Origin of the sequence: Bacillus cereus (assembly GCF_002567495.1) — a bacterium.
Lineage (GTDB): Bacteria > Bacillota > Bacilli > Bacillales > Bacillaceae_G > Bacillus_A > Bacillus_A cereus_AQ.
Genome location: NZ_NVAP01000044.1, coordinates 1 through 14560 on the forward strand (window position 1 = coordinate 1; position 14560 = coordinate 14560).

Below are 14560 nucleotides of genomic sequence, written 5' to 3' on the forward strand. Positions count from 1 at the left end.
CTCCCTCGTTGAGTTTTAGCACTGTATAGCATAGGTACTGAAACCAGCTACGTTAAGAAAGGCCTTCATTCCGACCTTTCCTGTTGACCCATTGGCGTCTCTCGACATTTTTGGGCAGCAGCGTTTCTCTATACAGGAGCCTCACCTAACAGAGACCATATTCAATTACATGTTGAATATTAGCACTGAAAAATCGTAGTGTCAATATCTTTTTTATCTGTGTTTTTAAAATATTAAATAGATTTATAATAGATATATGGGATGAAATGCATGATATTGATTATAAATAATGTGGAAAATAAATATTTTTATTAGAGGGGAATTTGTAATGGTACCACAAAATTTTATTATAAATATTGAGAATCAAAAGTGGTTGTTTAATGAGCAGGAAGATCTATGTTCACACGGAGAAATTTATCCCGCATTAACGGGCAGTAAGACTCCCACCTCAAAATTCGGCTAGAGCAAAGGCGTTAGGTGGGAGGGATCAAACTGCCCTTAAAAGCCCGATTGGTTCAACTAATAATCAGTGTGGACGGTGCCCCCACTGATTAAAGTTTCACTTTATTTAAATGTGGCTGGAACGATTATTACGCAGACAGGTATGGATGAGGAATGGGGAATAAGTGAATCAGCCTTAGCTCTGTTACGAACTTTAGATAAAGAATATATTTGTGATATTGAAAATGAAGAGGGGCTTATTTTGCACGAATGTGGCACTACGCTCATGTTAGGATGCCCAATTTCAATTCATTGGACTATAAACCATATAGGTGAAAATGTGGTTTTAAAGGATTTTGTCAAACTTATTTCTACTGATCAAAAAGCTATATACTATGAAGGGCTTCATATAGAAGTAAATGAAAATGAATATAGAAAACAAATTGTTTCTTTTGCACTACAAGCAGAAGGATTATTTAATAAATCAAGTGAGAAGATAATTTCAGATGAGTTGGATCGAAGTATGTATACAGATTTTTGGACGGAATATGATTATTTGTTAAATAAGTATAAATAAAAAAGCACTGTAACCAGTGCTTTTTTATTATAGATTACGAGATTGTAGGGTTTTCAAAAATAACAATCTCTGAACTGTTTGTAGTTGAAACGCGTTGGGCGTAATATGTTAAAGCTGAAGAAATATATGCTGGTAACGTATCATTTGTATGTGATGTGGTATATTCATGGATTAATTCCTTTAAAGTTGTCCATTCTAATTGTGCTGGGTGATCAGACACGAAAGAACTTACCCAGCGATCAAATGAAGATGAAAAATCAGTTTGTAAACGAAATACTTCTTTCATAATAAAACGCTCCCTTAACATGTAGTATAATCATTTTAACACAAAACACGAACGATTGCTAAATTTTTTAAGTATAATGTTCGTATTATATAGTTGTCTAGATGATTGGTTATGTAAATTCAATTTGCCATTTGAAATAACATTCCGTAAGATGAGAGATAGAGTATATTTAGAGCTGGAGGAAAGAAAGTGGAATTTGTATTTTTAGGAACTGGTGCAGGTGTTCCTTCGAAAGGAAGGAACGTTTCAGCAATTGCTTTGCAATTGTTAGAAGAACGAGGACAGACTTGGTTATTTGATTGTGGCGAGGCGACACAACATCAAATATTACATACATCTGTACGTCCGCGCCGCATTGAGAAAATATTTATTACGCATTTACATGGCGATCATATTTTTGGATTGCCTGGTTTATTAGGTAGCCGTTCATTTCAAGGAGGAAATACACCTTTAACTGTGTATGGACCAAAGGGAATTAAACAGTTTATTGAAGTAGCATTATCGGTAAGTACGACACATGTGAAATATCCACTTGAAGTTGTGGAGATAACAGAAGAAGGTACTGTATTTGAAGATAATGGATTTTATGTAGAAACGAAACGATTGTCACATGGTATAGAATGTTTTGGATATCGTATTGTAGAGAAAGATATACAAGGTGCTCTTTTAGTTGATAAGTTGCTTGATATGGGTGTGAAACCAGGTCCAATCTTTAAACGTTTAAAGGATGGAGAAGTAGTTGAATTAGAGGATGGCACGATATTAAATGGAAATGAGTTTATCGGTCCACCTCAAAAAGGAAGAATTATTACTATCTTAGGTGATACGCGATATTGCGAAGCGAGTAGGGAGCTTGCGCAAGATGCAGATGTACTTGTCCATGAAGCGACTTTCGCGGCAGAAGATGAGCAACAAGCGTATGATTATTTTCATTCCACATCTAAGCAAGCTGCGAGCATTGCACTTCAGGCAAATGCGAAGCGATTAATATTAACTCACATTAGTTCTCGTTATCAAGGAGATACATATAAGGAATTATTGAAAGAGGCAAGAGAGCTATTTTCTAATACAGAAATAGCGACGGATTTGAAATCATTCCCAGTAGAAAAAAATAATTTGTAAAAGATGGTAACAGTGGATTATCATCTTTTTTATGTCTAAAAAATTTTAAAATAAAACTGTTATTATTTTATACTTATACTTGGATGATACAGAAAATTAGGATGGTTTGAGTATATAGGATAAAAATACGAAATAATGATTATTTAGAAAAACTGTTATATAAGTCAGAGGACATACAAGTGATACAAATAGCAGAAACGGACTTTTATTCAGAACTTTTAAAATTCAATAAAAGTAAGCGTTTTATAAAAAACAAGCTATAATGAAGGCAGATTATAATTTATGATAAGTGACATGCATTTTAGTCATTATCTTAACAAGTGAAGTTGACTAAACCATGAGAGAGTAACACGAGAATTATAATAGGAAAGATATCACTTGTTTATGCTATGCTTGCAATGGCTTCTGTGTTAAACTTTGGATTGCTACCAGACTTTATTGTGGATTATCTTATATCATTTTTTAATGAAAATAATGCTAAGATTCTTATGCATTATTATAACTGGTATTATTTCAGGTTATATTGGATTACTTTTATTCGAAAATTATCCAATTCATAAAACAGAAAACATTCGTGGTACAACTGGAAAAGCGACAGATGTAGCAGCTTAATAGAATAGTAGAATAAATTTTTTTCATAGAGGTTTAGGGGGAGTTATGATGAAGTATCGCTCAGTATTTGATATTATCGGTCCAGTTATGATTGGACCATCAAGTTCACATACAGCAGGTGCAGCAAGAATGGGGCAAGTTGCTCGCCAGCTGTTTCGTCATGAACCAGAAAGAGTAAGCATTTCGTTATATGGATCATTTGCAAAGACGTATCGAGGGCATGGTACGGATGTAGCACTAATCGGTGGAATATTAGGATTTGAAACAGATGACTTACGTATTCCTGATGCGCTTGAAATAGCAAAAGAGCGCGAAATTGAAGTGGAATTCATTGAAGAAGATGCCAATGCACCTCACCCAAATACAGCGAGAATCCGTTTGTATAAAGGTGAAGAAGAAATTGAAGTTGTTGCTTGCTCAATTGGTGGCGGTAAAATTGAAGTTGTAGAATTAAACGGATTCGATCTTCAATTATCAGGCACAAGTCCAGCACTACTTATTGTAAATAACGATCGCTTTGGTGCTATTGCAGCGGTGGCTTCAATCCTTGCTACACACGAGATTAACATTAGTACAATGAGTGTTTCTCGTAAAGAAAAAGGAAGAAGAGCGCTTATGGTTATTGAAACAGATGAATTATTAGCAGATGAAGTGATTGAAGAAATAAAAGCGCAACAAAATATTTGTCAAGTAACTATTATGGATTAATTGCAGGGGGGACACACCATGTTTCGGAACGCAGCGGAACTAGTGGCGCAAGCTAAAGAACAAAATGTAAAAATCGCAGAAATTATGATTCAATGTGAAATGGAAACAAGACGTATTTCACGTGAAGAAGTAATTGCTGGTATGGAAAAGAACTTAGTTGTGATGGAACAAGCAGTAGAACGTGGTATTCGCGGCGTGAAATCACCAACTGGTTTAACTGGCGGAGATGCTGTAAAAGTTCAAGCGTATATGAAGAGCGGAAAAGGCTTATCTGGAGATACGATTTTGGATGCAGTAAGTAAAGCTGTTGCAACAAATGAAGTAAACGCAGCGATGGGAATTATTTGTGCAACACCAACAGCAGGGTCTGCTGGAACAGTGCCAGGTGTATTGTTTGCATTAAAAGAAAAATTACAACCGACACGTGAAGAAATGATTGAATTTTTATTTACAGCAGGAGCTTTCGGTATGGTTGTTGCGAATAATGCTTGTATTTCTGGTGCGGCAGGAGGATGCCAAGCTGAAGTTGGTTCAGCAAGTGGAATGGCAGCAGCAGCTGCAGTTGAGATGGCTGGTGGAACACCAGATCAAGCAGCTACAGCGATGGCAATTTCATTAAAGAATATGCTTGGTTTAGTGTGTGATCCTGTTGCAGGACTTGTAGAGGTACCTTGCGTAAAACGTAACGCAGCGGGCGCTTCAAATGCGATGATTTCAGCAGATTTATCATTAGCTGGTGTAACGAGTACAATTCCATGTGATGAAGTAATTGAGGCAATGTTTAGAATTGGACAAACGATGCCAGTAGCACTTCGTGAAACAGCAGAAGGTGGACTGGCAGCAACGCCGACTGGTCGTCGCCTGCAAGAAGAGATTTTTGGAAAGATTAATAATTAAAAAATATATGTTTATAAAGAAATGGAGCTCAAGTAAGATTGAGCTCCATTTCTTTATTTTTCTTTTGTTAGTTGTTCTAATGTTTTTCCGAGATTATGTGATCGTTGTGTAGCCTGTGTAATACAAGAAATAAGTGCTTGTTGAAATTTATTTTCCTGTAATACTTCAATACCTGCTTCGGTAGTTCCGCCAGGAGAGGTAATTTCCTTTCGCAAAATAGAAGGGTGTTTGTCACTTGCTTTTAGCATTTCGGCAGCACCAATCATCGTTTGAAGAATAAGTGATTTTGCAATATCTTCTTTTAAACCAACTTCTTTTGCGGCTTCTTCCATCGCCTCTACTACGTAATAAATATAAGCTGGACCGCTTCCAGACAATGCAGTGACAGCATGCATATCTTCTTCCTCTACAACAGAGACGAGACCAATCGTTTCAAATAAAGATGTTGCAGTGCGAATATGTTCCGCTGTTGCATGTTTTGAAGGTGAGATAGCAGTAGCTGATTTTAAAATAGCTGCGGATGTATTTGGCATTGCACGAATAATCGGAACGTCTTTTTGAAGAAGTTTTCTAATTGAGTGAGTAGAAACACCTGCTAGTAATGAAATAATAAGCACGTTATTATTTATGTATTCTTTAAAAGGGGTAAGCGCCTCTGCAACATCCTTTGGTTTCATTGCTAGAAAAAGAATATTGGCATCAGTAAGTAATTCTTTTTTATTATGAGTACCGTTGACACCGTATTTTTTATGTAGCTCTTGTAATCTTGTCTCGTTAGAACGATTACTTACGGTAATTTGTTCGCCTTTAACAACATTTGCATGTAGTAAGCCACCAATAATAGCTTCGGCAATAGATCCTGCACCGAGAAAGGAAATGTTTTGAATAGACATGATGTTCCTCCTTTAAATTTGGTTAGAAATTTCTTATAAATGTACATACATTCGTTTTTTTATAGGAAACACCTCTTTTTATCTGAAAATAATGACAAATATATATAGAAGTTGTAAACTGAAGAAGTATTCATTTTTGAACCGGAAAGAGACAGGGGGGCTAAGCATGACGGCGATTCACCGAATGGAGATTCCTGTGCCATTTGCAGTTGAGACTGTGAATGTGTTTTTAGTTGAGGGGGAGACATTAACATTAATTGATACAGGAACGAATACAGAAGGGGCAAGAAATGCGTTAGAAAGTCAATTAGGTGCATTAGGATATACGATAGAAGATATTGAAACAGTAGTCATTACGCATCATCATGCAGATCATTGTGGGCTTTTAAATATATTTTCTGAGAAGACGAATATTATTGGACATCCTTGGAATGAGCCTTGGATTACGCAAAATCCAGAATTTTTAAAGCGGTATCATGAATTTTTTAGAGAGACGGCCTTACAGTTTGGTGTTCCAGCAGCATTTTTGAAAGATGAGGCGTTATTGACGACGAGGACACTTAAATATTCTTGTAATAGATCGTTAACGCATACTGTGAGAGAAGGAGATCGTATTGATTCTTTGCCTGGATTTACAGTAATTGAAACACCAGGTCATGCTTCTACTCATATTTCTTTATATAGAGAATCTGATGGAATATTAATTGGTGGGGATGCTCTCATTAGTCATATTTCTTCGAATCCAATACTAGAACCACCATATGAAGGACAAACAGAACGGGCACGCCCATTACTACAATATAATCAAACATTACAGCGTTTAAGCGAAATGAATATTTCACGCATTTTATCAGGGCATGGAGAAGATGTCCTAAATGTGAAACAACTTATTGAAACGAGATTACAAAAGCAAGAAACACGTGCGTTTAAAGTACTTGAGTTATTAAAGGAAAAACCAATGACAGCATTTGAAGTGTGTGTAAAACTATTTCCGGTATTATATAAAGAGCAATTACCACTTACTATTTCAGAAACGGTTGGACAATTGGATTATTTAGCATATAATCGACAAGTGATGATTGATGAATCATCGCAACAATTGATTTATTATGCAAAGTAGGTGACAGCAATGACAGGACGTTTACAAAATAAAGTAATCGTCATTACAGGTGCTTCTAGTGGGATTGGTGAGCAAGTTGCAATGCAAGTTGCAGCACAGGGGGCGACTCCAGTATTAATGGCTCGAACAGAAGAGAAACTACAAGCGTTAGTAGACAAAATTAAAGAAACTTATAATACGCCTTGCTATTATTATGTATTAGATGTAAGTGAAGAGACGAAAGTAGAGTCTGTTTTTTCAAAGGTATTACAAGAATTGGGACGTATTGATATATTAGTAAACAATGCGGGATTTGGTATTTTTAAAACGTTTGAGGATGCATCAATGGATGAAGTAAAAGATATGTTCCAAGTAAATGTATTTGGATTAGTAGCTTGTACGAAAGCGGTACTACCTTATATGGTAAACAAGAACGAAGGACATATTATTAATATCGCTTCACTTGCTGGAAAAATTGCAACTCCGAAATCGAGTGCTTATGCAGCAACGAAACATGCTGTATTAGGATTTACGAATAGTTTACGCATGGAATTAGCGAATACAGATGTTTATGTTACAGCAATTAATCCAGGTCCGATAGATACAAACTTTTTTGAAATAGCTGATCAATCCGGTACATATGTAAAAAATATGGGACGTTACATGTTAAAACCAACATACGTAGCAGAACAAATCGTAAAATCGATGCAAACGAAAAAGCGTGAAGTAAACTTACCGAAGTGGATGGGAATTGGCCCGAAACTTTATGCTTTATTCCCAGGTTTATTTGAGCGTGTTGCAGGTAAATCATTAAGTAAAAAATAGGAGATTTCCATATGGAAATCTCCTATTTTTTTATTTTCCAGTCACATAATCGTAAACGATATCCTCAACTGCCTCGTATACATCAATTTCAATATTTGAATGAATTACCGTTTGAATATGTTTCACTAGCATTTCTTGATCCTCTTTTGATACTGGATTGCATTGATATTGCTGAAAACTTTTTATAATCATTTTCTCAATTAATTTTTCGTTCATGTTTTTCCCCACCTGTATGTATACATGTATTGTTTTATTGTACTTGAAGTGAAATGAAAATACTAATATACATTGTTTTTGTATAAAAATTCGATGTCGCATATTGTTTTTCTAGTAAAATTAAGTTTTTTAAGTTTTTAAAATTTATAAATATTTAATTGACTCTATAAATATACAATATTATAATCATACTTAATTTAAAGAATCGATATGAGGAGGAACTTATGAAAGTCGCAATTATTGGAGCAACTGGATATGGAGGCATTGAGTTAATTCGTTTATTAGAACAACATCCATATTTTTCGATAGCATCTCTCCATTCTTTTTCGCAAGTTGGCGAGTGTATAACAAATGTATATCAGCATCTTCGAGATGTTCTTGTTCATACGTTACAAGAAATTGATGTGGAGACAATAGGGAAAGAAGCAGAAATCGTATTTTTGGCAACCCCAGCAGGAGTATCAGCAGAGTTAACTCCCAAGTTATTAGCAGAAGGTTTAAAAGTAATTGATCTATCTGGAGACTTTCGTATGATAGATCCTTCATCATATGAACTGTGGTATAAAAGGCCGGCAGCGAAAGAAGAAATTCTAAGGAAAGCAGTGTATGGGCTAAGTGAATGGAAAAGAACTGAGATTCAAAAGGCAAATTTAATTGCAAACCCAGGATGTTTTGCTACAGCCGCATTGCTAGCGATAGCGCCGTTAGTACGTAGCGGCATGATTGAAGAAGATTCAATTATTGTGGATGCGAAATCAGGGGTATCTGGAGCAGGTAAAACGCCAACAACAATAACTCACTTTCCTGAGCTATATGATAACTTGCACATTTATAAAGTGAATGAACATCAGCACGTTCCTGAGATTGAGCAAATGCTTGCAGAGTGGAATAGTGAAATGAAGCCAATTACATTTAGTACACATTTAATACCGATATCACGAGGAATTATGATTACGCTTTATGCGAAAGTGAAACAGAGAATGGGAATACAGCAACTTCAAAATTTGTATGAAGAAACGTATGCACACTCAGTATTCGTTCGAATTCGCTCTCAAGGACAGTTTCCAAGTCCGAAAGAAGTGAGGGGCTCAAATTATTGTGATATTGGTATAGCTTACGATGAAAGAACAGAAAAAGTTACGGTCGTTTCTGTTATTGACAATATGATGAAAGGCGCGGCTGGGCAAGCGATTCAAAATGCAAATGTATTAGCGGGATTGGAAGAGACAACAGGTTTACAACATATGCCGCTTTATCCATAAGGGGGACATGATGATTAAAGTAGCGTCTATTACAGAATTAGAAAATGGTTCAATTGTAACGCCGAAAGGTTTTTCAGCGATTGGCACTGCAAATGGTTTGAAAAAGGAGAAAAAGGATTTAGGTGCCATCGTTTGTGACGTACCAGCATCATGTGCTGCTGTTTATACAACAAATCAAATACAAGCAGCACCCCTGCAAGTAACGAGAGATAGTATCGCGGCAGAAGGGAAATTACAAGCAATTATCGTTAATAGCGGAAATGCAAATGCTTGTACAGGAATGAAAGGATTGCAAGATGCTTACGAGATGCGAACATTAGTGGCAGAACATTTTAAGATAAAAGAAAACTACGTTGCAGTAGCCTCAACAGGTGTAATTGGTGTTCCTTTACCGATGGATATAATCCGAAAGGGAGTTGCAACTCTCATACCGACGAAGGAAGTAAATGAAGCATATTCTTTTTCTGAAGCAATTTTAACGACGGATCTTAAAACGAAAGAAACTTGCTATGAGATGATTATTGATGGGAAAAGAGTGACTGTCGCTGGTGTTGCTAAAGGTTCAGGGATGATCCATCCGAATATGGCAACGATGCTTAGTTTTATTACAACAGATGCCAATATAGAACATGAAGAATTGCAAACGGCATTATCCCAAATTACGAATCATACATTTAATCAAATTACGGTAGATGGAGATACTTCTACAAATGATATGGTCATCGTTATGGCAAGTGGATTATCAGAAACAAGACCGATAAATATGGAACATACAGATTGGGCAACTTTTGTATGTGCTTTACAGCAAGTATGTGAAGATTTAGCAAAAAAAATTGCGCAAGATGGTGAAGGCGCTACGAAGTTAATAGAAGTAAATGTGCTAGGAGCTCAAACGAATGAAGAGGCAAAAAAAATTGCAAAGCAAATAGTCGGTTCGAGTCTTGTGAAAACAGCAATACATGGTGAAGACCCAAACTGGGGGCGAATTATTAGCAGTATTGGACAAAGTGAAGTAGTTATTAATCCGAATACAATTGACATTACTCTTCAATCTATCTCGGTATTAAAAAATAGTGAGCCTCAAACATTTTCTGAAGAAGAAATGAAAGAGAGATTACAAGAAGATGAAATAGTCATTAATGTGTATTTACATTTAGGTGAAGAGACAGGATTAGCTTGGGGTTGTGACTTAAGCTATGAATATGTGAAAATAAACGCTTGTTATCGTACATAAGGAGAGGGAAGATGAGCGAATATATTGTAGTGAAATGCGGCGGTAGCATGTTGGCTCAATTAAATGATGTGTTTTTTGATTGTATAAAGAAATTACAGCAGAAGTATAAGGTAGTTATTGTCCATGGCGGTGGTCCAGAGATCGATGCTAAGTTAGGAGCCTCTAATATTGAGGTAGAAAAGAAAGATGGATTACGGGTAACACCAAAAGAAGTTATGGATGTTGTTCAAATGGTGCTGTGCGGAAGTACGAACAAAAAACTTGTAATGAATTTGCAAAAGCATCATTTATTTGCAGTTGGGCTTTCAGGATGTGACGGTAAGTTACTTCAAGTTCAACCTGTCAGCGAGGAGATAGGATATGTGGGAGAAGTAAGTTATGTCGAAACGACCTTACTAAAAGGGCTAATGAATATGAATTATATTCCTGTTATTGCTCCAATCGGGGTAAAGGGTAATGAACTTTATAACATAAATGCGGACAATGCTGCAGCTGGGATTGCGGCCGCGTTAGGGGCAAAAGAGCTCATTTTTATTACGGATGTAGATGGGATATTACATGAGGGGAATTTAGTAAAGAAAACGGATGAATTTGAGATTGCTACTTTTATAGAAAAAGGAGTTATTACAGGTGGGATGATTCCGAAAGTACAGTCGGCACTTACGTCATTAAAAATAGGAGTGCAAAAGGTAAGTATTGTGAATGGTACAAAAAATTTTACGGGAGATACAAGAGAGTGTATCGGAACGACGGTAACGAAAGGCGTGAGTATCGTATGACAAGTCATCTTTTTCAAACGTATGGAAGAAGAGATGCTGAGTTTGTTAAGGGGAATGGTACGAAAGTCATTGATAAAAACGGTAAGCAATATCTAGATTTTACGTCGGGAATTGGCGTATGTAATTTAGGGCATTGTCACCCTACCGTTGTAAAGGCATTAGAAAAGCAGGTTGGGGAAATATGGCATATATCTAACTTATTTACTCACTCTTCGCAAGAAGAAGTCGCATCACTATTAACAGAAGGGACACCATTAGATTATGTGTTTTTTTGTAATAGCGGAGCAGAGGCGAATGAAGCAGCTTTGAAGTTAGCACGTAGGCATACTAGGAAATCTCTTATTGTAACATGTGAGCGGTCTTTTCACGGTAGAACATTTGGAACGATGAGTGCAACAGGGCAAAATAAAGTGAAAGAAGGATTTGGTCCATTACTTCCATCCTTTTTACATATACCTTTTAACGATATTAAGGCGTTGAAAGAGGTAATGAATGAAGAAGTTGCGGCGATAATGGTAGAAGTTGTTCAAGGTGAGGGAGGAGTAGTACCTGCTAATCTATCTTTTTTGAAAGAGATTGAAACATTATGTAAGAAGCACGGGTCCCTATTTATTATAGATGAAGTACAAACTGGGATTGGAAGAACAGGAACATTATTCGCTTATGAACAAATGGGGATAGAGCCTGATATCGTTACCGTTGCAAAGGCACTTGGAAATGGTATTCCTGTCGGAGCCATGATTGGCCGGAAAGAGCTCGGAACTTCGTTTACGGCAGGATCACACGGTTCAACTTTTGGCGGGAATTATATTGCGATGGCTGCAGCGAAAGAAGTATTGCAAGTAAGTAAGAAACCATCGTTTTTAAAAGAAGTACAGGAAAAAGGTGAATACGTATTAGCAAAATTGCAAGAGGAATTACAACATGTCGAATGTATTCAAAATATACGTGGTAAGGGGCTTATGATTGGAGTTGAGTGTAATCATGAAGTTTCAAGTTTTATAGAACAACTAGAAAACGAAGGACTTCTAGTATTACAAGCGGGTCCCAATGTGATGAGACTATTACCACCACTTATTGTAACGAATGAAGAGTTAGAACAGGCAGTATATATGATAAAAAAAGTAGTTTGTACAAAAAACGTATCAACCATATAAGGGGGAAATTTCATGTCAACTGTACAAGTACCGAAATTAAATACGAAAGATCTTTTAACGTTAGAAGAACTGACGCAAGAAGAAATTATTTCATTAATTGAGTTCGCTATATATTTAAAAAAGAATAAGCAGGAGCCTTTATTGCAGGGGAAAATATTAGGGCTTATTTTTGATAAGCATTCAACTCGTACTCGCGTTTCCTTTGAGGCGGGCATGGTACAGCTTGGAGGACATGGTATGTTTTTAAGTGGGAAAGAGATGCAAATCGGAAGAGGGGAGACCGTTTCAGATACTGCGAAAGTATTATCTCATTATATTGATGGAATTATGATTCGTACATTCTCACACGCGGATGTAGAAGAGCTTGCGAAGGAATCGAGTATTCCTGTTATTAATGGATTAACGGATGATCATCATCCTTGTCAAGCATTGGCAGATTTAATGACGATATATGAAGAAGTAAATGCATTTAAAGGAATTAAATTGGCTTACGTAGGTGACGGGAATAATGTGTGTCATTCATTGTTGCTAGCAAGTGCGAAAGTCGGAATGAATATGACTGTGGCAACGCCGGTCGGGTATGAACCAAATGAGGAAATTATAAATAAAGCTTTAGCGATTGCTCATGAAACAGGAGCAGAAATTGAAATTTTGCATGATCCTGAATTAGCGGTGAATGAAGCAGATTTTATTTATACTGACGTTTGGATGAGTATGGGGCAAGGGGGAGAAGAAGAGAAACATACTTTATTTCAACCTTACCAAATCAATAAAGAACTTGTTATGCATGCGAAGCAAACGTATCGTTTCTTACACTGTTTGCCTGCTCATCGTGAAGAAGAAGTAACAGGAGAAATTATAGATGGACCACAGTCTATCGTCTTTGAGCAAGCTGGTAATCGATTGCATGCTCAAAAAGCGTTATTAGTGAGCTTATTTAAAAATGTAGAAGAGCCTTCCTAAAAGGGAGGTTTTTTTATATTAAAATGTCGGATGTATATTTGGTTAATCATTTTTATATCATTTATAATATAAAGAGAAAACTAAATTTGTTTTTCAAATCGTGTAAGGGCATACTAGATATAAAAATATAGTTAAAGAGATGATGAGGGTGAAAACAACTAAGAAAACATATTCGTTTTTCCAGCGGATGTGGAGAATATTAAAGTATCAATATTATAAGTTGCTTCGATCGCCAGAAGGTGCAAAGAAAGTAGCATTAGGGTTTGCTATAGGATTTGGTTTAGAAATGTTAGTCATTTATACGGCTTCGCTCGTATATGTAATATTTTATCCGATTGTTCGATTAGCAAAGGGGTCTTTTCCTGCTGCAGTTATTGGCAATATTATTGGGAAAATATCGTTTCTCCCAGTAGTTTTATTTCCGCTTGCCTATTCGCTAGGCAAAATGATTTATCCATTTCATGTACATAAAATTCATCATGAACCATTTACGATATCGGACTTGTTTTCAAGTCACATTTTTACGATATTAAAGAGTTTATTACAAAGTGAAGTGTATGTATTAATTGGAATGACGATTTTAGGAGTTGTATTTGGTCTCATTTCATATTTCGTTGTGCATTATTTATATGAAAAGAACCGTAAGTTACGTTTGAAGAACAGAAAGAAAAAAGCGAGAGAGCCACTTGTACAATTATAAACAATGGCACATTCATTTCCTCCTTTGAATATGTTTAAGAAAAAGGAGGAGAGAATAATGTATTATTATTATTATTACGTACCTCAAGTATATCCATATGTAAATTCTTATCCTGAATATGATATGAATAGACAATACGAATTATATCGGCAACAACAATTACAGCAATTATCACAAATACCACAACAACAGCCTACACAGGAAAAAAAACCATATTTAACAACATGGCCATATTCCAATGTATACTATGGTAACTATTACGAATCATAAAGCTGCTTCTATTTAGAAGCAGCTTTATACGTTTGTTTTCAAAATTAAATTTTGAATGGTTTGAAGAGAATGAATGAGCTTTTCGCGCTCTTCCTCAGATAATGTTTGGAAATTTTCTTTTAGTTTGTCTAAAATGAATTGCTGATACTGATTTACTAATAATTTCCCTTCAGCTGTTAGAGAAATTAAAATGACCCGTCGATCTTTTTCGCTATAATGACGCTCTATTAGTTCTTCTTGAATAAGTTTGTTTAATAGAGGTGTCATGTTAGGCCGTGAAATCGCTAGCCGCTTGCCGATTTCGGAAACTGCTAATGTGCCATTTTCATGCAAAAGCAGTAATACTTGTGTATGTGATGGCGGCATATGTCTTTGAGAAGAAAATTCTCCAGGAAGCATAAATTTGCGATAAAAAAGAGGCACTAGCGAAAGAAGATGATCAACAATACGTTCCCACTCGCGTGATTCCATATAAAGGCCCCCTTCCACTATCATTGTAACAAAAAAGACATGTTATAA

At 36.1% G+C, this 14560-nt stretch carries 17 protein-coding genes, 1 pseudogene and 1 riboswitch; of the genes and pseudogenes, 14 read left to right on the top strand and 4 right to left on the bottom strand.

The genetic code is table 11. The features are described from left to right. Positions 1-160, bottom strand: a riboswitch (M-box (ykoK) riboswitch). This riboswitch is flagged as partial in the annotation. Positions 161-328: 168 nt separating this feature from the next. Then, positions 329-1018, top strand: a pseudogene (locus COK05_RS20875) (hypothetical protein). Between the two features lie 34 nt (positions 1019-1052). Here the strand turns inward: COK05_RS20875 and COK05_RS20880 are convergent. Then, a complete protein-coding gene (locus COK05_RS20880; protein ID WP_000665709.1) occupies positions 1053-1304 on the bottom strand; it encodes a DUF3932 family protein in 252 nt (83 codons plus the stop codon). Positions 1305-1493: 189 nt separating this feature from the next. On the opposite strand from COK05_RS20880, the gene rnz reads away from it, so the two are divergent. The 4 genes from rnz to sdaAA all read left to right on the top strand — a co-directional run bounded on the left by rnz (position 1494) and on the right by sdaAA (position 4643). Further along, entirely contained in the window at positions 1494-2426 is a 933-nt protein-coding gene (gene rnz, locus COK05_RS20885; RefSeq protein WP_098614078.1) for a ribonuclease Z, read from the top strand. A 474-nt stretch (positions 2427-2900) separates the two neighbouring features. Further along, entirely contained in the window at positions 2901-3038 is a 138-nt protein-coding gene (locus COK05_RS32225) for a hypothetical protein (RefSeq protein ID WP_427271715.1), read from the top strand. A 48-nt stretch (positions 3039-3086) separates the two neighbouring features. Further along, positions 3087-3746 (top strand): L-serine ammonia-lyase, iron-sulfur-dependent subunit beta, encoded by a 660-nt coding sequence (gene sdaAB, locus COK05_RS20895; protein ID WP_098614080.1) that lies wholly within the window; start codon positions 3087-3089, stop codon positions 3744-3746. Between the two features lie 18 nt (positions 3747-3764). Further along, positions 3765-4643, top strand: a complete 879-nt coding sequence (sdaAA, locus tag COK05_RS20900) for an L-serine ammonia-lyase, iron-sulfur-dependent, subunit alpha (protein ID WP_098614081.1) — start codon at positions 3765-3767, stop codon at positions 4641-4643. 53 nt (positions 4644-4696) lie between these two features. Here the strand turns inward: sdaAA and proI are convergent, their stop codons facing one another. Then, complete coding sequence (gene proI, locus COK05_RS20905) at positions 4697-5536, bottom strand: pyrroline-5-carboxylate reductase ProI (RefSeq protein ID WP_098614082.1); 840 nt, start codon at positions 5534-5536, stop codon at positions 4697-4699. A gap of 166 nt (positions 5537-5702) precedes the next feature. Between proI and COK05_RS20910 the strand changes: the two genes are divergently transcribed. Together COK05_RS20910 and COK05_RS20915 are read left to right on the top strand one after the other, a co-directional pair. After that, positions 5703-6656, top strand: a complete 954-nt coding sequence (locus tag COK05_RS20910; protein WP_098614083.1) for an MBL fold metallo-hydrolase — start codon at positions 5703-5705, stop codon at positions 6654-6656. A 9-nt stretch (positions 6657-6665) separates the two neighbouring features. After that, a complete protein-coding gene (locus COK05_RS20915; protein WP_098614084.1) occupies positions 6666-7460 on the top strand; it encodes an SDR family oxidoreductase in 795 nt (264 codons plus the stop codon). Between the two features lie 30 nt (positions 7461-7490). On the opposite strand, the gene COK05_RS20920 is transcribed toward COK05_RS20915, so the two are convergent. After that, complete coding sequence (locus tag COK05_RS20920; protein ID WP_098614085.1) at positions 7491-7676, bottom strand: YqzH family protein; 186 nt, start codon at positions 7674-7676, stop codon at positions 7491-7493. A gap of 224 nt (positions 7677-7900) precedes the next feature. Here COK05_RS20920 and argC point away from each other — a divergent pair, with 224 nt between their 5' ends. The 7 genes from argC to COK05_RS20955 all read left to right on the top strand — a co-directional run bounded on the left by argC (position 7901) and on the right by COK05_RS20955 (position 14041). Then, positions 7901-8938, top strand: a complete 1038-nt coding sequence (gene argC, locus COK05_RS20925; protein WP_098614086.1) for an N-acetyl-gamma-glutamyl-phosphate reductase — start codon at positions 7901-7903, stop codon at positions 8936-8938. 10 nt (positions 8939-8948) lie between these two features. After that, on the top strand, positions 8949-10172 hold the full coding sequence (gene argJ / locus COK05_RS20930) for a bifunctional glutamate N-acetyltransferase/amino-acid acetyltransferase ArgJ (RefSeq protein ID WP_141539193.1): 1224 nt from the start codon (positions 8949-8951) through the stop codon (positions 10170-10172). Between the two features lie 11 nt (positions 10173-10183). Then, the gene (gene argB / locus COK05_RS20935) at positions 10184-10951 is read left to right on the top strand and encodes an acetylglutamate kinase (protein WP_098614088.1); all 768 of its coding nucleotides are present in this window, start codon (positions 10184-10186) and stop codon (positions 10949-10951) included. Then, positions 10948-12108, top strand: a complete 1161-nt coding sequence (locus COK05_RS20940; protein WP_098614089.1) for an acetylornithine transaminase — start codon at positions 10948-10950, stop codon at positions 12106-12108. Before argB ends, COK05_RS20940 begins: the two co-directional genes overlap by 4 nt. Positions 12109-12120: 12 nt before the next feature. Beyond that, positions 12121-13071, top strand: coding sequence for an ornithine carbamoyltransferase (argF, locus tag COK05_RS20945; protein ID WP_098614090.1), 951 nt, complete (start codon positions 12121-12123; stop codon positions 13069-13071). A gap of 139 nt (positions 13072-13210) precedes the next feature. Next, positions 13211-13771: a DUF2062 domain-containing protein gene (locus COK05_RS20950; RefSeq protein ID WP_098614091.1), complete on the top strand. Its 561-nt coding sequence runs from the start codon at positions 13211-13213 to the stop codon at positions 13769-13771. 57 nt (positions 13772-13828) lie between these two features. Further along, complete coding sequence (locus COK05_RS20955) at positions 13829-14041, top strand: hypothetical protein (RefSeq protein ID WP_098614092.1); 213 nt, start codon at positions 13829-13831, stop codon at positions 14039-14041. Positions 14042-14065: 24 nt separating this feature from the next. Here COK05_RS20955 and COK05_RS20960 read toward each other — a convergent pair whose 3' ends face one another. Continuing rightward, positions 14066-14512 (bottom strand): MarR family winged helix-turn-helix transcriptional regulator, encoded by a 447-nt coding sequence (locus COK05_RS20960; RefSeq protein ID WP_000445819.1) that lies wholly within the window; start codon positions 14510-14512, stop codon positions 14066-14068. Positions 14513-14560 lie beyond the last annotated feature (48 nt).